Annotated in this window: 18 protein-coding genes and 1 pseudogene; 6 read left to right on the top strand and 13 right to left on the bottom strand. The window is 60.5% G+C overall.

Annotation, left to right across the window (positions count from 1 at the left end):
* Nucleotides 1-116: 116 nt before the first annotated feature.
* The 3 genes from I6F12_RS33490 (at nt 117) to I6F12_RS33480 (ending at nt 3,987) form a co-directional block, all read left to right on the top strand.
* Nucleotides 117-482 (top strand): hypothetical protein, encoded by a 366-nt coding sequence (locus I6F12_RS33490; RefSeq protein ID WP_225144418.1) that lies wholly within the window; start codon nt 117-119, stop codon nt 480-482.
* A 368-nt stretch (nt 483-850) separates the two neighbouring features.
* Nucleotides 851-2,764, top strand: a complete 1,914-nt coding sequence (locus I6F12_RS33485) for an SDR family NAD(P)-dependent oxidoreductase (RefSeq protein WP_225158216.1) — start codon at nt 851-853, stop codon at nt 2,762-2,764.
* Nucleotides 2,765-2,766: 2 nt separating this feature from the next.
* Nucleotides 2,767-3,987, top strand: coding sequence for a glycosyltransferase family 4 protein (locus I6F12_RS33480; RefSeq protein ID WP_225158215.1), 1,221 nt, complete (start codon nt 2,767-2,769; stop codon nt 3,985-3,987).
* Between the two features lie 62 nt (nt 3,988-4,049).
* On the opposite strand, the gene I6F12_RS33475 is transcribed toward I6F12_RS33480, so the two are convergent.
* The 11 genes from I6F12_RS33475 to I6F12_RS33425 form a co-directional block, all read right to left on the bottom strand.
* Nucleotides 4,050-4,988 (bottom strand): NAD-dependent epimerase/dehydratase family protein, encoded by a 939-nt coding sequence (locus I6F12_RS33475; RefSeq protein WP_225158214.1) that lies wholly within the window; start codon nt 4,986-4,988, stop codon nt 4,050-4,052.
* 25 nt (nt 4,989-5,013) lie between these two features.
* Entirely contained in the window at nt 5,014-6,180 is a 1,167-nt protein-coding gene (locus I6F12_RS33470) for a glycosyltransferase family 1 protein (protein ID WP_225144422.1), read from the bottom strand.
* Nucleotides 6,177-7,103: an SDR family oxidoreductase gene (locus I6F12_RS33465; protein WP_225144423.1), complete on the bottom strand. Its 927-nt coding sequence runs from the start codon at nt 7,101-7,103 to the stop codon at nt 6,177-6,179. Before I6F12_RS33465 ends, I6F12_RS33470 begins: the two co-directional genes overlap by 4 nt.
* Entirely contained in the window at nt 7,100-7,957 is an 858-nt protein-coding gene (locus I6F12_RS33460) for a class I SAM-dependent methyltransferase (RefSeq protein ID WP_225144424.1), read from the bottom strand. Before I6F12_RS33460 ends, I6F12_RS33465 begins: the two co-directional genes overlap by 4 nt.
* Complete coding sequence (locus I6F12_RS37405) at nt 7,947-8,468, bottom strand: acyltransferase (protein ID WP_345944199.1); 522 nt, start codon at nt 8,466-8,468, stop codon at nt 7,947-7,949. Before I6F12_RS37405 ends, I6F12_RS33460 begins: the two co-directional genes overlap by 11 nt.
* Before the next feature lie 44 nt (nt 8,469-8,512).
* Nucleotides 8,513-9,352, bottom strand: coding sequence for a class I SAM-dependent methyltransferase (locus I6F12_RS33450; RefSeq protein ID WP_225158213.1), 840 nt, complete (start codon nt 9,350-9,352; stop codon nt 8,513-8,515).
* Between the two features lie 487 nt (nt 9,353-9,839).
* Nucleotides 9,840-11,678 (bottom strand): asparagine synthase (glutamine-hydrolyzing), encoded by a 1,839-nt coding sequence (gene asnB, locus I6F12_RS33445; protein ID WP_225158212.1) that lies wholly within the window; start codon nt 11,676-11,678, stop codon nt 9,840-9,842.
* 151 nt (nt 11,679-11,829) lie between these two features.
* A complete protein-coding gene (locus I6F12_RS33440; protein WP_225158211.1) occupies nt 11,830-12,543 on the bottom strand; it encodes an FkbM family methyltransferase in 714 nt (237 codons plus the stop codon).
* Nucleotides 12,544-12,545: 2 nt separating this feature from the next.
* Nucleotides 12,546-14,054 (bottom strand): oligosaccharide flippase family protein, encoded by a 1,509-nt coding sequence (locus I6F12_RS33435; protein ID WP_225144428.1) that lies wholly within the window; start codon nt 14,052-14,054, stop codon nt 12,546-12,548.
* Nucleotides 14,035-14,949 carry an FkbM family methyltransferase gene (locus I6F12_RS33430; RefSeq protein WP_225144429.1) on the bottom strand — a complete coding sequence of 305 codons (915 nt, stop codon included), beginning with the start codon at nt 14,947-14,949 and terminating at the stop codon, nt 14,035-14,037. The genes I6F12_RS33435 and I6F12_RS33430 overlap by 20 nt, the downstream gene beginning before the upstream one ends.
* Before the next feature lie 418 nt (nt 14,950-15,367).
* On the bottom strand, nt 15,368-15,592 hold the full coding sequence (locus tag I6F12_RS33425) for a hypothetical protein (RefSeq protein ID WP_225144430.1): 225 nt from the start codon (nt 15,590-15,592) through the stop codon (nt 15,368-15,370).
* 100 nt (nt 15,593-15,692) lie between these two features.
* Between I6F12_RS33425 and I6F12_RS33420 the strand changes: the two genes are divergently transcribed.
* The 3 genes from I6F12_RS33420 to I6F12_RS33410 are packed head-to-tail and all read left to right on the top strand — an operon-like array spanning nt 15,693 to nt 18,690.
* Nucleotides 15,693-16,532, top strand: coding sequence for a hemolysin activation protein (locus I6F12_RS33420; RefSeq protein WP_225144431.1), 840 nt, complete (start codon nt 15,693-15,695; stop codon nt 16,530-16,532).
* A gap of 24 nt (nt 16,533-16,556) precedes the next feature.
* A complete protein-coding gene (locus I6F12_RS33415) occupies nt 16,557-17,858 on the top strand; it encodes an O-antigen ligase family protein (protein ID WP_225158210.1) in 1,302 nt (433 codons plus the stop codon).
* Nucleotides 17,859-17,865: 7 nt separating this feature from the next.
* The gene (locus I6F12_RS33410; protein WP_225144433.1) at nt 17,866-18,690 is read left to right on the top strand and encodes a glycosyltransferase family 2 protein; all 825 of its coding nucleotides are present in this window, start codon (nt 17,866-17,868) and stop codon (nt 18,688-18,690) included.
* 458 nt (nt 18,691-19,148) lie between these two features.
* On the opposite strand, the gene I6F12_RS33405 is transcribed toward I6F12_RS33410, so the two are convergent.
* Both I6F12_RS33405 and I6F12_RS33400 read right to left on the bottom strand, forming a co-directional pair.
* The gene (locus I6F12_RS33405) at nt 19,149-19,595 is read right to left on the bottom strand and encodes a sugar phosphate nucleotidyltransferase (protein WP_275970693.1); all 447 of its coding nucleotides are present in this window, start codon (nt 19,593-19,595) and stop codon (nt 19,149-19,151) included.
* A 299-nt stretch (nt 19,596-19,894) separates the two neighbouring features.
* Nucleotides 19,895-20,837, bottom strand: a pseudogene (locus I6F12_RS33400) (protease); the annotation flags it as partial.

Below are 20,837 nucleotides of genomic sequence, written 5' to 3'. Positions count from 1 at the left end.
GCGGAAAGAGCCCCGCCAGCGTGAACCGGCGCCCTTTGATTTTGGGGGTAATCAAACGTTTGCGCGTCCGTCAGCCAGCGCCAGGTGATAAGCGCTCTTGTATCGGAAGGAATCGGATGTTCAAGGAAAACTGGCGTGTAATTTTGGTGACGTTGCTTGCGGCAAACCTCGTCTTCATGGGCCTCCTGCAAATGCAGAGGCTCGCGATATGGCGGACCGAAGAAGCATACTTTAAGCAGATCCAGCAACCATCAACCGAACGATTTGACTTTTTAGCCAAGGAATTAGCTGAGGCCAAGAAGAGCGAAACAATGTATCTGGACCTGATCTACAGGGGACTGGCCGAATTGAATCTTCGCATGACCAAGGTAGAAAAAGCCACGGAAGAAATCCCAACCAACGTCGCCGAAACAAGAGCAATTCGGGCCCACGTGGACGCGTTGAAAGCTACAGTAGAGCGAACCGCCACCGCAAGACCATAGTTGTCCAAAGGCAGGTGCTATCAGCTTTGAAACCCTGCCGATGGAGGTCGCTCATACATCGGTCCAGTGAGCGTATCCGTGCGATTGTTGCCGCTTTGGCCAGGGCATGGCCGATCCGGAGAAGACATTGCTGCAAGGTAGCACAAGGTGTCATGGCGTTCAATAAATTGTCCTCAAGTACCCTGCTCAGATTGGTCAACTGCGGAGGCAGCTTCACTGGCAACCTCGGTGTTGGGCCATCGTCAAAATACGATTTAGCCCTGTCGAACCTTGCGACCGCTGATGGAACGTGGGATTTCAGATGGATGTCATTCTCTTTAGGCAAGAGCCGTAGCACGGTAGATCCGAAGTCCGAGATCAGTGAGCTAATGACGCGTCTTTCGCATCTCACCTTGCGCAATTTCCTGATCGCGCTCCACGACCTGCTCGCGACCACGGCGGCGCTTTTTGCCGCCTTCTATCTGCGATTCGAGGGCGGCGACGACTTCTTCGAGCGCCTGCCGCTGCTGTTCCAGATCCTGCCCTACTTGCTCGCCTTCAGCGTGGTCGTCTTCTTCGTCCTCAACCTGACCACGACCAAGTGGCGCTTCATCTCGCTGCCGGACGCGCTGAACATCATTCGCGCGGCGACCGTGCTGACCTTTGCGCTGCTCGTGCTCGACTACATCTTCGTTGCCCCCAACGTCCGCGGCTCCTTTTTTCTCGGCAAGGTGACGATCGTCCTCTACTGGTTCCTCGAGATTTCCTTCCTCAGCGCGCTGCGCATGGCCTACCGCTACTTCCGCTATACGCGGGTGCGCCGTGATGCGAGGACCGGCGATGCTGCGCCGACCTTGCTGATCGGCCGCGCTGCGGATGCCGAGGTGCTGCTGCGCGGAATCGAGAGCGGGGCGATCAAGCGGATCTGGCCGGTCGGCGTGCTGTCGCCGTCGAGCGCCGACCGCGGCCAGCTCATCCGCACCGTGCCGGTGCTGGGGGGCATCGACGACGTCGAGGACGTCATCGCCGACTTCGCCAAGCGCAACAAGCCGATCGCGCGCCTCATCATGACGCCGTCGGCGTTCGAGCCGGAGGCCCATCCGGAATCCGTCCTGATGCGGGCGCGCAAGCTCGGCGTGATCGTCAACCGGATGCCCTCGCTGGAGAGCGGCGACACGCCGCGGCTCACGGCGGTTGCGGTGGAGGACCTCCTGCTGCGGCCGAGCGAGAAGATCGACTATGCGCGCCTCGAGGCCCTGATCAGGGGCAAGGCCGTGCTCGTCACCGGTGGCGGCGGCTCGATCGGCTCGGAGATCTGCGAGCGCGTCGTGGCCTTCGGTGCCGCGCGGCTTCTGATCGTGGAGAACTCGGAGCCGGCGCTCTATGCGATCTCCGAAGCGCTCGCCGCCCGCCGGGCGGCAGCTGCGATCGAAGCGCGGATCGCCGACATCCGCGACCGGGAGCGCATCACGCGCGTGATGGCGGAGTTCAAGCCGGACATCGTATTCCACGCCGCGGCGCTCAAGCACGTTCCGATCCTCGAGCGCGACTGGAGCGAAGGCGTCAAGACCAACATCTTCGGCTCGATCAACGTTGCCGACGCCGCGGTGGCGGCCGGCGCCGAGGCGATGGTGATGATCTCGACCGACAAGGCGATCGAGCCGGTGTCGATGCTCGGCCTGACCAAGCGCTTCGCGGAGATGTACTGCCAGGCGCTGGACCACGACCTCGCCGCCGGCGCACGCGGGGCCAAGCCGCCGATGCGGCTGATCTCGGTGCGGTTCGGCAACGTGCTGGCCTCGAACGGCTCGGTGGTGCCGAAGTTCAAGGCCCAGATCGAGGCCGGCGGCCCGGTGACCGTGACGCATCCCGCCATGGTCCGCTACTTCATGACCATCCGCGAGGCCTGCGATCTCGTGATCACCGCGGCCACGCATGCGCTCGGAACCCAGCGTCCCGACGTCTCCGTCTATGTGCTCAACATGGGCCAGCCGGTGAAGATCGTCGATCTCGCCGAGCGCATGATCCGCCTGTCCGGTCTGCAGCCCGGCCACGACATCGAAATCGTGTTCACCGGCATGCGCCCGGGCGAGCGCCTGCACGAGATCCTGTTCGCCTCGGAGGAGCCGACCCGCGAAATCGGCGTCCCCGGAATCATGGCTGCGCAGCCGAACGAACCGCGGATGCAGACGCTGCGCAAATGGATCGCGGCGCTGGAGCAGGCGATCCTACGCGATGATCGCGCCACCATCAGGACCGTCCTGAAGGACGCGGTCCCCGAATTCGGTTCGACCGCGGCCTGACCATGCAGCCATTGAGCAAGATCGTCGTCGCGAGCCAGCACTATCCGCCGGATACCAGCACGACGGCGACGATCATGGCCGAGATCGCCTGCCATCTCGCAGACGAGCACGAGGTCGTTGTACTCTCGGGCTGGCCGGGCGCGTTGCCGGCCTCGCAAACCTGTCCGGGCAAGCCGCGCGTAGTCGCGATCAAAAACCGCATTCCAGGCAAGGCGGCGCTGGTACGGCGCGCGGTGTCGGAGCTTCTGTTCGCCTCGCGCACCTTCGTCGCATTGACGCGGCAGTTGAGGCGCGGCGATGTCGTGCTCACCGTCACTGCGCCCTTCATGCTGCCCTACGCAGTGACGGCGGCGGCGAGGCTGAGGGGCGCGCGCTCGGCCCTGATCATGCACGACCTCTTCCCCGACGTTCTGGTGATGGCGGGCCTGCTGAAGCCCCGCTCGTTCGGGACGTGGGCGATGCGGGCCGTCAACGGACTGATGTTCCGCGCGCTCAATGCCGTCATCACCATCGGCCGCGACGCGGAGCGGCCGCTGCTGAGCTATCCCGGAATGACGCGGAACAAGATCCGCTTCATCCCGAACTGGGCAACACTCGTGCCCGCACCGCGGCCGATCACGCCGGACAATCCGTTCCGCAAGGCGATCGCCGCGCGCTTCATCGTCGGCCTGTCGGGCAATCTCGGCTTTACCCATGATCCGGAGATTGTGTTCGAGGCGGCGCGCCTTCTGGAGGACGAGACGGACGTTCACTTCCTCCTGTCGGGCTGGGGCATCGGCTTCGAACGGCTGAAGCAATTGCAGGCGGCTGCGAATCTCGCCAACGTCTCCTTCGTCGGGCGGGTCGAAGATTCCGAGCTGGAGGCGCTTTTGGCGTCCGCCGATGTCTGGATCATCCCGTACCGGAAGGACGTTGCGGGCGTGTCGGTGCCGAGCCGGTTCTACAACCTGCTGGCGGTCGGCCGTCCCGTGGTGCTGGTGTCCGAGCCGGAGGCCGAGGCCGCACTGACGGTGGTGGAGAGCGGGCTCGGCTGGGTCGTGCCGCCGGGCCGCGCTGATCAGCTGGCCGACGCAATCCGGGCGGCATCCCGTGCCGACAACGGCGCCATGGCGGGACGCGCGGTGAAGGCGGCTGCAAAGTTTGACCGGACCGTCGCGATGAACGCCTATGCCGGCCTGATCGGCGAATTGTTGCGCAGCCCCGACCTTTCAGAGCAACGATGAGCACGCACAACGTTTTCGCCGGTGCGTCAGCTGAGCAGCTACCGAATGACTCGGATGGGTGTCTAGGACGAAGCCGATGTACCCACCGCCAGCCGCAATCCCTCGGTCATGCTGAGCGGCGTTCTCCAGCCAGTCGACAGGGCGGCGGAGGTGTCAATTTCCATGGATCCTAACAGGCTGTGGCGCAGCTCCGGCCGGATCACCCGAAGGACGAGCGCCAGCGCCGAAGGAGGGACAGGCAGAAGAACGACGGGCTTATCCATGGCCTTGCCGATGCGGCGAACGAAAGCCGCGGTCGAGATCTGCTCGTCGTCGGCAACCAAGTAGACTTGATACGCCGAACCAAGGTCGAAGTCGACCAAATGCGCGACAAAGGACACGAGATTCTGCACGCTGATGAATGCGCGCTTGTTGTCGACAAGGCCAAGCGGAAGCGGAATCCGCCGTCTGATCGCGCCGACGAGTTGACGAAAATTACCAAGCGCCTCGCGTCCATACACCAGCGGCGGGCGCACTACAGCTATCCGCATTTTGGATTGAGCCCCGATGCGCCGCAGAGCGTTCTCTGCGGCCGCCTTGGACTTTCCGTAGACACCGCGCGGCGCCGTTGCGTCGTCCGCCTTAAAAGGTCCCCTCCCGTCGGTCGAGCTTCCATTGACCAGGATCGTGCTCAGGAACACGAACCTGGATACCCCCGCCCGCGCGGCTGCTTGGGCCAATTGCATGGTGCCTTGCATATTCACCGCGTCATAAAGTCCGCCCGCGTGCTCTTCCTTGGGATGATGCACCCGGGCGGCCAGATGGATCACGGAGTGCACCCCCTCGAGCGCCGCGCCCCAATCAGTGGACGGTCCGACCGAGCCGACCAGGACATCATCCTTCCCGGCTCGTCCCTCGCGTAATGCCCGGCGCACGCGAAAACCGCTGCTATCGAGCAAGGGAACAAGATTGCGCCCGATAAATCCGGTCGCGCCGGTGACGAGAACGACCGGTCGATTCATGTCGTTGCACTCCAATGATTGCCGATCAATGCCGATGGGCTCGGATTGCCTGCTTGATGGTCGAGACGAAGCTTTCGGCGAATCCCCGCACACGTTCGCCCAGTTGATTGTTCATGTCGCGCACGACGAAGGCAGGATGCTCAAGATCATGGATGTGGGCGGCGAGCGCGGCGGCATCGTCCGTGCCGAAATAACGCGCGCGCTGTTCTGCTTGTTCACGGTGCACGTCAATATCGGACAGTATCATCGGAACGCCGAACGACTTGGCTTCCTCCACCGTTGTGCTCCAGCCCTCGAACCGCGACGGATTGATCATCGCTCCGCAGGCACGCAGGAGGGCATAGACATCGGCGAGCGGGATCATCCCGAGATACCGGAACTGCCGCTCCAGACCGCGGTCTGCCACTTCGCGCAGGATTTGATCAAGATACTCCGGTTCATGCGGATCGCCGCCGCCGGATGCGACGACAACGGGGTGGATGCCGCGCTCCCCAAGCAAGGCAAGCGCTTCCAGAATGATCCTGTGGTTCTTGTGGCGCCAGAACTGATTAGGGACATAGAAGTACGTTCTCGGCAGATCGTATCTTTGAAGCACCTCTTCTGGATCCAGCTTGAGGAGATCGGCCGAAGGCTCGCTGGCGAACCTCACGATGGCGGTCCGGCCCTTCGTACGCGGATAGTAACAAAGGCAATCGCGCTCGGCGCTGCGGCTGCTCAGAATGATAGTGCGGCCGGACAGGACCTGCATCTGAAAACCCAATTCACGCCGTCGTCTCGCCTTATTCGAGAACAGATGAGGCAACTGCCGATGCTGGAAGTCAGGCATCCAGGCTACGGTCGGATAGGGGGAGTTCCATCCAAAGAAGCGGGCGTTCTCCCACACCGCATTGACATCGTGATCGCGAAAGATGGAGATCGCGTCGCGATCCTGGGCGAACATGGTCGGCAGCAACGATGCCAGCGCGGGACGATCAAAATGCGCCGAGCAAATAGTCTCGGCACCTGGCACCTTTCGGATGGGTGCCAGTTCGCCAGCATCGTGAGCTTTGCCTGCGAACACCACCGGCGTAATCGCGCCAGGGCAGTATTTTGCAAGCGCATGGAAAAGGTTCAATTGATAATTGTAGCCGCCCGCCCAGGCCTTGCGAGAAATCAAGGTGAAGGCGAGCCGGATGGGGCGGGCATCGCTCAATGGGCCCGCCCCTTGAACCAGCTCACATACTGGGCAATGCCATCCTGGACTGGGATACGCCAGCTGAATGGGATGGAGGCGAGCTGTCTGGCGTCGGCGACCAAGCTGAAGGGATCTCCCGCACGGACGACACCCGAAAACCGCACGGAGGTATGGCCGCCCCAAGCTTTCGTCACCAAATGGGCGATCTCTGCAACCTTGGTTGGAACGCCGCTGCCGCCGTTCAGCACCTTCAGGGGCGCACCGTCGGCTCGCGCGAGTTCCGCTAGCAGTCGCACGACATCCCGTACATCAATCCAATCACGAGTCTCGTTGCCGGTGCCGCCGAGCACGAGTTCGCGCTGGCCTTCCCCGAGCCGCAAGCAGAGATCCCACAACAGCTGTTTGCGCAGTAAGGGACCGTAGACCGAAAACAATCGAACGATGGTAGCCCGGATACCAAACGAAACCGCATAACTGCGGCAGAGTTGCTCCATGATCAGCTTGTGATGTCCATAGGGCGACATGGGCTGCGCGTTGTCCTGCTCTGAAATTGCGCCTGCATGATGCGCTCCGTACACGGCAGCGCTGGAGGCCACGATCAGCCGACACTCGGGCACTGAATGGCGCAGCCACTCCAAAAGGCTTGCCGTCGTTGCAACGGTGCGGGAGAAGTCCTCGTAGGGCTGCTCTATCGAACGCGCGACCGATGACCCGCCGGCGAGGTGAAAGATGGCGCTGGGAGCGCCCCCGCGTTGCACAAGACCGTCCAGGTTCGGCGTGATGATCTCGCCATTTATCCAGTCTCTCAGGCCAAGCTTCCGTCGATCCGTTTCGTCAATCGCACCATGACCAACACCATACACGCTTTCGCCCTCTCGGGCCAGTTGACCGATGAGATGGCGCCCGATGAAGCCGTTGCCGCCTGTGACCCAAACGCTCATGGGACGCCCTTGTGGCAGACAAAAGAATAAAGTCGGCCTGGACGATTGTCGAAGTATCCGGCGAGAGACAATAGATAGTCGAAGCCGCGTCCTCGGCCGAGCAAGAACTCGAACAGTGCGCGCCTCGGAATATATCGGGAAAGCCGGTCGATGATCGCCGCCCGCAGACTCTCTCGCGAGTGGGGAAAGAGATTGATCGCGCTCCTCAGCGGTGTCAGGATTTCGATGCGCGAGAACCCGGCCCTCTGCAACGCCGTATAGTAACGATTAAGCAGATAGGCGCGCTCGCCGCCGTAGAGCCGATGAAGCGGGTGCTGCTCCAGGAAGCAGTTCAGATCTTCTTCACGGCTGATCACATGTTCGCGCAAGGCTAGAAATACGCCCCCAGGGCGCAGCACGCGATACATCTCGCGGCACGCGGCGTCGAGGTCACGAGTATGATGCAGTACGGCTCGCGCGAACACTACGTCAAACGTCCCATCCTCGAACGGCAGCCCTTCCGAAAACTCCTGAACCACCTCGATAGCAAGTCCGGTGTCGCGGCCGAGCTTACGGATTGCCTCCGCGCCGACGATGGCACTGCCGTCGGGCTCCAGCGCGGTGACGTCGAAACCCTGCCGGGCCAGCGCATAGCTGGCAATGCCCCGGCCGGCGCCCACGTCGAGCGCCTTGCCGCTGCGGCCCGCGAGCAATTTGGCGATCTCGTGCCACTCGCCGCTCCGGAAGTATCGCTCCGCGGCCTGGGTCAGGGGATCGTCATAGTAGGCATCGAGCACCAGTTGGCGCTGATCCGGCTGCTCGCGCAGCCACACCACCGCGTCCTCCCAGTTGCGCATCTTCGCTTCAGCCGACATCGGCCTCAAGCTCCCTCACCACGACGGCCGGGTTGCCCGCCACGACCGAATAGGGCGGCACATCCTTGGTGACGACCGCCCCGGCCGCAACAACGCCCCCCTGCCCGATGTTCACGCCGCGCAGCACGATGGCGTTCGCGCCGATCCAGGCATCGTTGCCGATCCGTACCGGTCGCTCGCCGAGATCGATCTCCCTGGGATGGCCGGACTTGAATATGTCCCTGATCTGCACATGACGCGCTTGCGCGCTCAGCGGATGAGTCAGGTTGTCGAACACATTGGCCGAATGAGAGATGAGAACGCGATCGCCGATGATGATGGAGCCGGCGGACCAGATTCGGCTGCTCTCGCCGACATAGCACCATGAACCAAGCTCGATCCGCCCGCCGTGACGAAACGTCAGAAGCTCTCCCAGGACCTGCGAATGCGATCCGACCCTGATGCGGTCACGTTGACCGAAGATATTCCTGATCCTCGCGCTGGAGCCAAGCACGGCGCCGTCCTCCAACACGCAGGTCGGACGTCCAATCAGTCGCTGGATCAGGTAGTCAATGTTCATGCGGTCAACTGCAGGCACGCGATGGCACGGGACGATGCGGCGAGATCGTCGGCCCAACCCTCCCCGCTGTGAACGTCATAGACGGTCGCATCGGAGAGACCGGAAGAACTGCCGCGCGACCAGCCGTTCCGGCTGTAGCCGAAATAGTCGATGACATGAGACGTCGGCGCAAAGGCCGTGACGATGGATTGGATCTTCTCCTGATCGAACACCTGATACCAGCCGAGATTCGTACGTTGGCCGTACGGAACAGAAATCAAACAGGTGCCGCCGGGTTTGAGAACGCGCCGAAACTCGCGGACAGCTGCCTCGAACCCATTCTCGTCGGTTTCGGCATGTCGCATGTCGCCGGAATACAGCATCGCGTTGTCAAGGCCGATGTGTTCGATCGTGGAAATGCTCGCCACGACATCGAACACGTGATCGTTAAAAAGCGTCCTTCTGAGATCGCCGAAGACGTAGGAAATCCCGAGGTGCCAGTAGCACCGCTTTTCCGGCGCAAGCGTCATAATGGTGAGGTCAAGATCCTTCAGGGGCGGGCGAGACAGGAGGAAATCGTGGTTGAAGGTCGAACCCGCGTCAAGCATCCTGCCTCCCCTGGGGAGCCGCCAGAAGGCCCAGGGATACTCGACCACCCGCTCATCCATGGCGATGCCGTAGGCCGGTGGCAATTCGCTGGCTTCGCGCAGGACTCCCTGATCGATCGCGCGCCCGATGATACGGCGCTTGACGGTCTGATAGCCTGGCCCGAACGGTCTCGGGCGCATCTTGAAAAGCGGTGCCGCGGCTGCGTCGACCAGGGATTTGGCCGCATGCACGGGGGCATCTGTGCGCATGATCGAGGTCCTAAATGATCCCTGCTGGCGGCTGGCCAGAGACGGTCAACGCCAGTTCCGGGGATTGATAAGTCAGCATCGTGACGCCTGCGCTCATGCCAGGGGGAATTCCCTCCGTCCCGGGGCGCCGCATCCAATCGCCTCGAAACAGCCCATATTTCCTCGATCCATTCCCGCCATGTCAACGGCTCCGTTGAGGACGATTTTTGGACGTTCCGACACGTTCGTACAACGGCCTCCCAAATACGGTGGCCGGCTGATTTTGGCTACCGTGTGCGGCCGTCTAGGCCATCCAGGTTTCGGAAACAAGCGAGCCAGCCCGTTTCGGCCAGACGCGTCAAGCGCGATGCATCGAAGGTGGAACACGACCTCAAGCATTTGCGGCAGCCCGGACACCTGTTCCAGCGCTTTCGCGCGGGCGGAATGGTGCCGCGAGTAGCCGCCGACGATGACGATCGATCGGCCCTCTAAGGGCCGACGTAACTCGTCAAGTGCTCCTCGCCAGCATCCATTTCATGTTGAGATACGGCCAAACTCGTCCGACCGATTCCCAATCCCAGGCCGTCGATGTTGTCAAGCGGCTGACCGCCCGGCGCAACGCAGGCTCGTCCACCAACTCGGCGAATGCCGGAACGTTCTGATCGAGCAGGCTGGCCGTCCAGCCGGCAAGAGGCCCGTTCAGCCACTCCGGCATCGGCGAGTTAAACCCCACCTTCCGGCGTCCCATGCGGATGGACTCCGGCATCTGATTTTCCATTGCCCGCCGCGCAATGACTTTCGTGAGACCATTGGAGGATTTGCTGCTCTCCGGCAACGCCATCGTGTAGGTTACCAGGCGCCAGTCCATGAACGGCATCCGGACCTCGATGCCATGGGCCATCGAGAGGCGATCGTAGTTTCGCAGAATTGTCGGCAATACGGTGCCGTGAAACATTCGATAGAGGCGGCGATTGAACGCGCCCCAATCGCGCGGCAGGACGTCGTCATCGCCCACAAGACTGAGCTGGCCCGGAACCTGGCGCAGTCCGCCGCGCAGGAAATACTGCCCCTGACGCTTGATCATCAGCGCCCTCAACAGATCGACGCCACGCCTGGTCAACGCTGAATTCGAGGAAATTCCCGCAAGGGCATTTCTAATCCAGAAAGCGCCGTATTGCCCTCCCTGGAAATAGCCCCCCATCAACTCATCGGCCCCATGGCCATCGATCGACACCGGCACGTTCTGACGTTTGAGTTCACGATAGATCAACCAGATCGCACTCGGGAGCCCGATATAGACGTCATCATTGTCGTCGAGGATCTGGTCCAGCTCCGTCAGAGCGTCCGCCCGACCGATCTCCAGATAGGTCGGGTTGACTTCCGCCCACGCGGCCGCCTCCTCGGCCATTGGCCGCTCATCATTCGATGCGCCCGGAAATGTTGCGACGAAGGCGTGGCGCCACGACGTACTGTCGCGCGGTCCCATCCCGGCCTTTTCGTGCGAAGCCATGGTGCAAATCACCGCTGACGAATCGAACCCTCCCGACAAGCAGGTCCCGATTGGTACGTCGCTGCGCATCCTCAGCGCGACGGCATCCTGGAACAATTCGCGAAAACGCTCAACGCGCTCGGCTTCGGTTTTCGGCACCTCCGGCAAGTGATCGATGGTGCGCCACCAGCGTCGAATCTCTACGTGCCCATGACGCAGCCACAAGCAATGGCCGCTCTGCAAGCGGCGCACGTCCTGGCATAGGGTCCGCTCGCTCCCTTCGACTCCGAAGGCATCCAGCAACAGCCGCCGCGCTACGTCGACATCCAGCGATGTCCCGATCAGACCGCTTCGCACCAGGGCGCGCTGCTCCGATGCGAAAACAAAGCGCTCCGGCGACATCGCATAGAGCAGCGGTTTGACGCCGAAGCGGTCCCGCGCGAGGAACAGTTCCCTCGTTTCGGTGTCGTAGATTGCCAGCGCCCACATGCCATTGAAGCGCGACAACATCGCTTCCCGCCATTCCCGCCACGCAGCAAGAATGACCTCGGTATCCGATTGAGTGCGGAAGATCGCGCCCCGCTCCTCAAGTTCGCGCCGAAGCTCGAGGAAATTGTAGATTTCGCCATTGAAGACGATCACATGGCGACGATCAGCCGACAACATCGGCTGGTAGCCGCCCTCTCCCGGATCGATAACCGCCAGCCGGCGATGCCCCATGGCGACATCGCGATCGGCGCTGAACCAGGTCCCCGCGCCATTCGGGCCGCGATGGGCCAGGAGATTCGTCAAGCGCGATATCGCCTCCTGCTCAATCGCGTTGCCACGGAAATGAACGATACCCGCAATCCCGCACATGGCTAGATGACCTTCGCTGACAAAAGGCGGCTCGCAATCACACGTATATCCCCCCGACATGTCGCGTCATACGGCCCACTTCGCGAAACGGCAACGACTATCACGAAATGCTGGCCGCCAGGGCAGTGTCTCATCCTTCTGTCGCCGAGGACTATCCGAGCTTCTTGAACAGTGCGTCCATGAAGATGACGTGGCCGTCCCCTGCAGTGAATTGCTCTATGGCTCCGGCGAAACGATGTCCCGTCTCGCCCAGAAGTTTACTCAGGTCTTCAAAGGTTGGAGCTCCCTTGTAGAGCTCGTCAAAGGAAATCTCGACGATCACCGCCTTCGCCGCCGCTATCGTTTTCCTGCCTCCCGCAATGACTTCGGCTTCATAACCCTGAACATCTATCTTGATCACGAGATCTTCGAGCGGTGGCGTCGGGAATTCGGCGCAAACGCCGTCCAGCGTCCGGACTTCGACGGGAACGCTGGTCTGAGCACGAGTTTGGGGAAAGAGCTCCTCACACATCCCAGTCGTCGGCATCAGCGACGACGACGGCGAATGCTCGCTATGGAAGTGCATGTTCACCACGCCTTGCTTGGCTCCGAGCGCGAAGTTCAGGGCGGTCATGCGACCGTCACTGCCCTGTTCCATGCCTTTCAAGAGCTTGTATTCCGCGGGAAGCGGCTCGAAGCACCAGATCTTCGCGCGGGGAAATCGGTTGAGCGCCACACGCGCGAACTGTCCCGTATTGGCTCCGATATCCAGCACATTTCGTACGTTTTCGCTCGTAAGTCCGAGAAGCGTTTCTTTCGGATGCTTGGACAAGCGTTCGATGTGAAGATCAAACTTGGCGAGAAATGCAGTGGCGAGGTGCTTCATGCTCATATGTCAACGGCCTTCCTTCCGCCATGCCGCCTTAGCGACGGCAGCAAACTATCGCGTATCAGCCTTGTTGAGGGATTGGTCAAAACGGCCAATCCGATCACGAGCGTTCCGCCAGCCAACCCCGCCAGCGCACTTGTCGATGTGCCGAGCGACGCGCGCATAGCGAAATAGAATGTCAGGCTTGCTATCGGCCCAACGACGCAAAGAATTGCAAAGCGCAGATCCGAAGGCCGCCACAGATGTTCCGACCCACCAAGGCTGTTGGCATGCACCATTCGCATGCACCAAACGCTTCCGACGACGAGCCCGGACGTGACGCCGACAACAACTCCGCGCTCGCCGGCGAGCAGGCTGAATGCATACGCAAGAACGGAACTGCCAACGGAGATCAGCAGGTGGGAAACGACGACGGGAGACAGGTATCCCGCGGCGGTCGCCAGGAAGTAGGAGGGCGCGCTCAAAATGTTGATGGTCCAGCCTACGCTGAGTACCGCAACGAAGACGACAAAAGAATCATTGCTCTTGCCTATCCACAGTATTGCGATCAGGGGAGCCGACACGACAAGGAATGCCATCGTCGGCAGCGAGAAGAAGAGCGTCATGGACAAGGCCGAGCGATAGGCAGCCAGAAGCTCTACGCGAGAGAGCGCGGAAAGCCGGGCAAAGTAGGGCGACATGACCTGATTTGCCATGACGATCAGGTTTCTCGCCTGCTGGAGCAAGCGAGAGGCCATATCGTAGTAGGCGACGGCGTCGAGCGTTTCGACCCTGGCCAAGATGATCCGGGTAGCTGGCTCAAATACCAACATGGCAAGGCCTGCAACATGCAACTTCAATCCGTAGGCGAAGAGCAGGCGCATGTCCTTGCGCCCGGCTCTTCGTGGCACGAAACGAAATCCCGGAAGGCTGCGCTTCAGATGCAAGGCAGAAACTGCGATCGAAACAACGTGTTGGATGATCTGCGCCCATGCGACACCGAGAAGTCCGTAGACCGGCACAAGGGATACGGTTGCCGAGAGCATGACCAGGGTCGCGGTGATGTTTGCATAGGATCGCTGGTCGGTACGAAAAACCGCCGTAAGCGCATTCAGATAAACTTGCCCCATCGTCATGATCGCAAGCAGAACCAGCGCCCATGGGACCAGCGCTTGCGCTTCATGCAAGGAACCTTGGACGGATAACGGGATTAGGAACCACAATGCTGCGGCCGAGATGAGGCCCAACGGCGCAAGTAGAACGAGAGTCCCCACGACTGCGGAATCGACCAGATCCGGCGATCGCCGAGGGTCATCGGTCTGCAATGGAAGGTAACGTATCAATCCCCTCGACAGACCGAGATCGGCGCCGCGTCCAATCGCGGCGATGCTGAAAACGACTGCCCAAAGACCGACCTGATCCGAGCCGAGAGAACGCAGGAGGTACCCGTACAGAAATGCGAGTGCGACGCCCTGGATAACAACATCGGCTTGGGAGGCTATCGCCTGCCTAGTGACTGTCGCGCGCATCGATAAGGCCCAGCTTGTCGCGCGGCACAAACATCAGGTTGGTATAACCATACCTGACCTGGGCCTGGTGTGGCCTGGGGCCACTTCTTGATGCCTCAAACGCGACGTAACCGCGGGGAAGCAGCCATTCAACGATGGATCGCGAAGCGGGAACGTTCGGAAGGTCGAAATCGCCGAATTCTGCGATGACGACAGGCTTGTATTTCGCAAGCGATTGTTCGGCACCGATCAAAACCCTCAGCTCGGCGCTCTCTGCATCGATCTTCATGACGTCGATGCGTTGATGGCCCAGCTCGTTCCAGATATCGTCGAAGCGGCGCGCCCGAACATCGACAGGGATTCCGGTTCGCTCGAGCCCGCGTCCAACGAATGCAGAGTTGAACGATGAATGCGCATCCCCGTAGTCGCGAAACTCGAGTGTTTTTTCCTCATCGAAAGCGGCGTACTCGACGATGCTTGCGCAACCGGCTCCGATGGAGCCGGAAAGGTTCGCGCTCAGCAGGCTGCGTGTCCGCGGCATGGGCTCGAACGCAACCACATGCCCGCTCCCTCCGACGAGCCGCACGGCAAGTTTCGAAAAAAACCCAAAGTGAGCGCCAATATCCACAAACGTGTTGCCCTCGCGCAGAGCTGCAAGCAAGAAACGGCAAACGTTCTCATCGTAATAGCCGAAGCGATAGATCATTGCCGAAACCGGCTCGGGAACCACAACCCGCATTGTCTCGCCCCAGAACGTTTGGGCAGGAACTTCCTTGACGTGCCCGAGCGTCCGCAGAAAAGCAGGCGTCACAGCGCGCAGGGGGTCGGCGACCAGTCGCTGTATCCGTGACGCATTCCGCCGGGCGACTGCAGCCTCAAAAGCTTCGGCAAGTTCTCCGCTCAGGCTTCGCGACACAACCAACTCCTAGTCACCACCTGTCCCTCAAGGTCTATATGTGGGTCATAACGAGGTTCGCTTGGATCGTCTACCGCGAATAATTGCCGCTAACGGTCCGCCTGATCGATGGGCTCATGGGATCGTTGGGGACCTTCCTTGCCGAGATCACAGGAGGTCCCGCCTAGGTCGGGGCCAATCTAGGATGCGCTGGTCCGCGAGTTCTTGGACCAGCCTCAGTGCGAATTTCCAGCTCAGCTAGCTCTGGCAAGGGCCTCGGCCACCGATGAAGTCCCGGTTACAGAGCACAGATCGAGCTGGCTTGCAGCCGACGGAGGCAGAGGAGCCGATCTCGCGCACACGCCCTGGAGTTGGGGCGCGCTTCGCAGTCTCGATCAGACGCGGCCTGTCCCGCGGTTCCCGCTTGTCGCGGCACTCATCACGAGCCTTCATCCTGCGGCGCGACGGTTAGCGGATCAACGTGAAGCGGGTGCATCGATTGAAGACAGCATAGTGCAATTTCAAGTGCCGCGACCTGGAGCAAGAGATCGCCGCGAACTTCATTTAAACCTTCTCCAACAGCCTGCACTTCTTGACAGATGATCACAAGCGGCCGAAGGATGGAGGGGTAAGTCCTGAATTCGGGGGAACGGAACAACTTCATAATGTCTGCTCCGATAGCACTTTTCGTTTTTCGCCGACCTGAAAAGACGAGAGCCACGCTAGCATCGCTCGCTCGCTGCAGGGGAATAGAAAACACTGATTTGTATATTTTCTGCGACGGTCCTCGCGGCACGCGCGACGACCAGGCGGTCGCGGATGTGCGCACCATCGTCGAGGCCTTCGACCATCCACGAAAGACCCTCGTCATCTCGACCGAGAACCAGGGCCTCGCCCGCTCGATCATCGCCGGTGTCACTCGCTTATGCGATCAATACGGCCGCGTCATTGTTGTCGAAGACGACCTGACCGTCTCACCTGCATTTCTTGACTATATGAATACCGGCCTCGATACCTTTGCAGATGATCCACGCGTCATGCAGATCTCTGGATTTGCGTTTGCGCGAAGCAACGCATCGCCGAACTCGAAGGCACGGTTTTTGCCAGTCACGACGTCTTGGGGCTGGGCTACATGGGAACGATCGTGGCACGATTTTGATCCCGATGCCCGAGATACCGATGCCTTGCGCTCCAACTACGCGCTTAGATCGCGCTTCGACCTTGGTGGGTTATTTGCCTATTACGACATGCTACAGAGACAAGAAGCGGGCCGCGTAGATAGTTGGGCAATTCGATGGTACTGGTCGGTGTTCCGCCGAGATGGGCTAGTGCTCTACCCGCCCATCAGCCTCGTTCGGAATGATGGGCTCGACAGCTCGGGAACTCATACCTCCCGTTCAAAATTGCTATGGCGAGGCCTAACTCACGAGTTACCGGAATCGTCGCCGCCGATGCCGGACCAGGTTGCAATCAATCAAGCATCGCTTGCCGAGCTCGCGAGCATCGTAGATCCCCTCTTCTATCGGAGAGCAAGAAACCTTTTGCGATGTCTGCTTTTCCGCGTCAATCTGACGATGCAAACCTCAATGCGAGGGCCAAAGTAACTTTCGGAAGAGAGCTTGTGAACGATGAGCGGCGTTTTACTTCGATCACTCAGCCTCACTTTGTTGAGCCTCCTGCCAATCGCGTCGCTGATGTATTTTCTCTCATTACAATTGTTAGGTATCAACCACGAATCCTCTTATTTTGCTGTCTGGTCGGTAGCTGTTTGGCTTATACCTCTGGCTCTCCTTCTGCCGAACTTCATCCGTCGCCAGGTGAGCATTACAGCAATAGACGTTACATTCTGCCTCGTTTCTGTCTTGCTTGCGGTCCATCTCAAGGTTTTCACACTCCATGCAGGTCTACGCGACTGGGCCCTCCTCGTGACGTTCTGGATCGGCCCCTACGCTGCAGCGAGGCTCGTTTCCGCGCAGGACATAACGCGCTTTCTCAAGATCCTCGCAGCGATAACGCTGACAGTAAGCGCAGCAGCGATCGCGTGGCGGTTCTCACTGGAGTTGACGGCGGGCGATAATTTACGACCGGTCATGCTGGGCCTTAACCACGGCGTACTGATCGTGGCCGTTGCGCTCGGCATCTCCGTCGTGATCCAAGCCAGCGGCGCGTCCGGGAAATACTCGATCGCAACCTGGACGAGGCCGATGATCGCCGCGCTGGTCACCGCTGCGCTCGTGGTACTCGGGGCGCGCGGCGTCGTTATCGCGACCATCGCGACTGCCTTGCTAATGGTAATGGCACCCACCCGCGATGGACGCCGCGAACGCATTGTCGTGTTCACCGCCATACTTTTCGGAGCCACGCTCTCACTGATATTGAACCACGTTGCCCGCGACTTCATGGTGCGTACCTATCTGCCGCTAGAACCGCCGGCGGGCGCTGGCGTTCCGGACTTGGGACGAGTCTCGCAGGAGGAGTGTGATCACCTTAATAAAATGGTTGATTCGACGCCGATTCGGATCTGGCTGTTTAAAAAAGGCTTCTTACTTTTTCAAGAAACGCCAGTATTCGGAATCGGGCTCGAAAATTTCGCCGCCCACTCTTGCCCAGGCAGCTTTCCGCATAGCACTATTTTGCAAGCCTTCGTCGAGATGGGCGCTGTTGGGGGGATCGCGTACGTAATACTGCTCGCCACAGCGACATTCTCGTTAATCGGCTTGGCGATTGATCGTCTCCCTTGCACAAGTCGCCCAGCGATTGTTGTGCTCGCATTGCTCTTATTCTTCATAATTCTCGATCAATTCTATGGCCGAATTCTTTTGTCGTCGACAGCTAGTCTCTTGCTGGGCTTTTCAGCATCACTGGTCACGAGATCCGAGCATCCGCACTTGCGCGGCTGGCCTATTCGAAATTCTGCAAACTCTCGGTGAGATGACTATGACGAATGACCAAGCTTTCCGCGGGACGACCGCCTCCTTCCCGACCCTGTCGATCGTCACGCCGTCCTTCAATCAAGCACCCTTCCTGTCCCAGACGCTCGACAGCGTTCTTGACCAGAATTATCCTGGACTCGAATACATCGTCATCGACGGTGGCTCCACAGATGGATCCCGCGAGATCCTCGAAAGCTACAGTGACCGCTTGACATTTTGGGTTAGCGAGAAAGATCGCGGCCAAGTGCACGCTCTCAACAAGGGGTTCGAGCGCGCTACCGGCGACTGGGTAGGCTGGCAAAATTCCGACGATTTCTATTTGCCCGGAGCTTTCGAATCCTTTGCCGTCGCCACTCGACGCTATCCCGATGCCGACATCGTTCTGGCCGATATCGTCCTCGTCGATGAAGCTGGCGCGCCGATCCGTGATGTCAGATATGTCAAGCCAACCTACGAGAGCCTATTCGCAGAGGGCATGGTGCTCGCGAACCAGGCGGCATTCTGGCGCCGCGCCCTGCATGAGCGCGTTGGAACTCTCGATGAGCAGTACAATTGCTCGTTCGACTATGATTGGTTCATGCGCCTCCTCAAGTCTGGACGCGCGGTCCACGTTCGGGAGCATTGGGGCTGCCTCCGGTATCATGGCCAATCGAAAACGAGTGTCCTCGCCGAACGTTTTGCGAAGGAGAACCTGGCAATTCGCGGTGGACGCGCACCGTCAGGCTTGAGCGTCGCCTACTCCCAGTTGCGCCGCCTCGCCCGGATGCTTGCCCACGGCGATATCGGATACGTCATGCGCGGCTTATGGCGGCGCGCTGGCCGGAATTAAAGCATGATCCGTGCGCAGCGGTTTTCCTAAAAGATCTTGCAAACAACAACCTAAAGCGCGATGATGATTCATCGCAATCTCATTGCGTTTGGGCGCCGAGGCGAAAACACCCGAGCCTTCGCTTGACTTTCAAAATTGGCCCCGCGCCACGGCCCGATCAGCTGCAAAATGCAAGGTTCGGCGATCCCGTACGCCGGCATCAACGGTCACTCGTTCGTCAACCGGGATGAACATACGCGCGCAAATCGTCACCGCGGGCGAGCTGCTCCATGGGCTCGCGTTCCCAGATCATGCTGTCGCTCGCGATCAGGTCACCGACCGACGGCGACAGCACAGAAGAATCCGGCGTTGATCCAGCCGCCGTCGTCGCCTGACTTCTCCTCGAAGTTGACGGCGCGATCGCCCTCGATCGCAATCGCCGCGAACCGCTTGGCCGGCCGCGCCAGCGAGACGGTGGCCTAGCGCCCGTGCGCCTTGTGAAAGGCGATCTCGGCGACGAGATCGATGTCGGCGACGTCGTCACCATAGGTCAACGCAAAAAAGGGGTCATCCGCGACATTAGACAGCATCCGCTTCGGCTTGCCGCCGGTCTGAGTGTTATCGCCGGTATCGACCAGCGTGACCCGCCAGGGCTCGGCGGTTTCGCGGTGGACCTCCATCCGGTTCTCGGCAAGATGGAACGTCACGTCGGACATGTGCAGGAAGTAGTTCGCGAAATACTCCCTTGATCGTGTAACCCTTGTAGCAAGGCAGATCACGAAATCATTGAAGCCGTGACGGCTGTAGATTTTCATGATGTGCCAGAGGATCGGTCGGCCGCCGATCTCGACCATGGGCTTGGGTCGCGTGCTGGTCTCTTCGGAGATTCGGGTGCCGAGACCTCCCGCGAGAATGACGATTTTCATTGACTGCCTGCTGCGGTCTGGGGTCGGCTCCGGTTAACACTGGAATGCGGGCACATTTGACCGTTCAATCAAACTCGGTTGGCACCCGCCATCACCTGGCGTCACGCAGCTTACGTGAACGTCCATGTCGACGACCGTGCCGACACGAAAGTGAACTGCGAGGCGCTGAATATCACCGCGTTGGCTAGCCGTCCCTCGCCTTTGGGAAACAGAGGGCTCAGGGCCGAATGACCCGCCGCAGCCACTCTTCCACCGTCATCGCGGCAGTCGCTGCTGTCCCATGCGATGGGGCTCAGTGTTCAAACATGGAGATGCCAGTCGATTGCGTGAGACGCAACCGGCCCGATCGTCCCGTCGGCATTGAGATCCTGATGAAACCGGGCCTCCGCCAGCAGCAGCGTGGCGCTCGTACCTGACACCTGACCGGTGCTGGTGGCGAAGTTGCCGCTGCTGTCGGTCGTCCAGATCGCGAACTGATCGCTGCCCGAGTACTCCCACGCCACCTCGTAACCGCTCGAGGTCTGCTCCGCGGCGATCGGCGTCCAGGCGCCGAACTGGCCGGCCACCACCGGCGAGCCGACGTATTTCAGCGCAGGTCCTGAGCCGCCGGCTATAGGATTCATGTTGAAATTGCTGCCGCTCTGCACCAGGCTCGTGCTGCCGAACGCTTCGATGCTGGTCGTGGGGATGCCGGTGACGCCATCGCCGTTGAGGTCCTGATGGAAGCGGCTCTCGGCTTGCTCCAGCGTGGCGCTGGTGTCTGACATCTGACCGGTGCTGGTGGCGAAGTTGCCGCTGCTGTCGGTCGTCCAGATCGCGAACTGATCGCTGCCCGAGTACTTCCACGCCACCTCGTAACCGCTCGAGGTCTGCTCCGCGGCGATCGGCGTCCAGGCGCCGAACTGGCCGGCCACCACCGGCGAGCCGACGTATTTCAGCGCAGGTCCTGAGCCGCCGGCTATAGGATTCATGTAGAAATTGCTGCCGCTCTGCACCAGGCTCGTGCTGCCGAACGCTTCGATGCTGGTCGTGGGGATGCCGGTGACGCCATCGCCGTTGAGGTCCTGATGGAAGCGGCTCTCGGCTTGCTCCAGCGTGGCGCTGGTGCCTGACACCTGACCGGTGCTGGTGGCGAAGTTGCCGCTGCTGTCGATCGTCCAGATCGCGAACTGATCGCTGCCCGAGTACTTCCACGCCACCTCGTAACCGCTCGAGGTCTGCTCCGCGGCGATCGGCGTCCAG

The organism is Bradyrhizobium sp. IC4059 (assembly GCF_020193615.1).
GTDB classification, from domain to species: Bacteria; Pseudomonadota; Alphaproteobacteria; order Rhizobiales; family Xanthobacteraceae; genus Bradyrhizobium; species Bradyrhizobium yuanmingense.
The sequence above is the reverse complement of the archived record's forward strand: the minus strand, read 5'-3'. Positions and strand labels throughout refer to the sequence as shown.

Bases quoted from the DNA above. Each gene is read 5' to 3' on its own strand.
- I6F12_RS33490 (WP_225144418.1), top strand. From the start codon at position 117: ATGTTCAAGGAAAACTGGCGTGTAATTTTGGTGACGTTGCTTGCGGCA.
- I6F12_RS33485 (WP_225158216.1), top strand. From the start codon at position 851: ATGACGCGTCTTTCGCATCTCACCTTGCGCAATTTCCTGATCGCGCTC.
- I6F12_RS33480 (WP_225158215.1), top strand. From the start codon at position 2,767: ATGCAGCCATTGAGCAAGATCGTCGTCGCGAGCCAGCACTATCCGCCG.
- I6F12_RS33475 (WP_225158214.1), bottom strand. From the start codon at position 4,988: ATGAATCGACCGGTCGTTCTCGTCACCGGCGCGACCGGATTTATCGGG.
- I6F12_RS33465 (WP_225144423.1), bottom strand. From the start codon at position 7,103: ATGAGCGTTTGGGTCACAGGCGGCAACGGCTTCATCGGGCGCCATCTC.
- I6F12_RS33460 (WP_225144424.1), bottom strand. From the start codon at position 7,957: ATGTCGGCTGAAGCGAAGATGCGCAACTGGGAGGACGCGGTGGTGTGG.
- I6F12_RS33450 (WP_225158213.1), bottom strand. From the start codon at position 9,352: ATGCGCACAGATGCCCCCGTGCATGCGGCCAAATCCCTGGTCGACGCA.
- asnB (WP_225158212.1), bottom strand. From the start codon at position 11,678: ATGTGCGGGATTGCGGGTATCGTTCATTTCCGTGGCAACGCGATTGAG.
- I6F12_RS33440 (WP_225158211.1), bottom strand. From the start codon at position 12,543: ATGAAGCACCTCGCCACTGCATTTCTCGCCAAGTTTGATCTTCACATC.
- I6F12_RS33435 (WP_225144428.1), bottom strand. From the start codon at position 14,054: ATGCGCGCGACAGTCACTAGGCAGGCGATAGCCTCCCAAGCCGATGTT.
- I6F12_RS33425 (WP_225144430.1), bottom strand. From the start codon at position 15,592: ATGAAGTTGTTCCGTTCCCCCGAATTCAGGACTTACCCCTCCATCCTT.
- I6F12_RS33415 (WP_225158210.1), top strand. From the start codon at position 16,557: ATGAGCGGCGTTTTACTTCGATCACTCAGCCTCACTTTGTTGAGCCTC.
- I6F12_RS33410 (WP_225144433.1), top strand. From the start codon at position 17,866: ATGACGAATGACCAAGCTTTCCGCGGGACGACCGCCTCCTTCCCGACC.
- I6F12_RS33405 (WP_275970693.1), bottom strand. From the start codon at position 19,595: ATGAAAATCGTCATTCTCGCGGGAGGTCTCGGCACCCGAATCTCCGAA.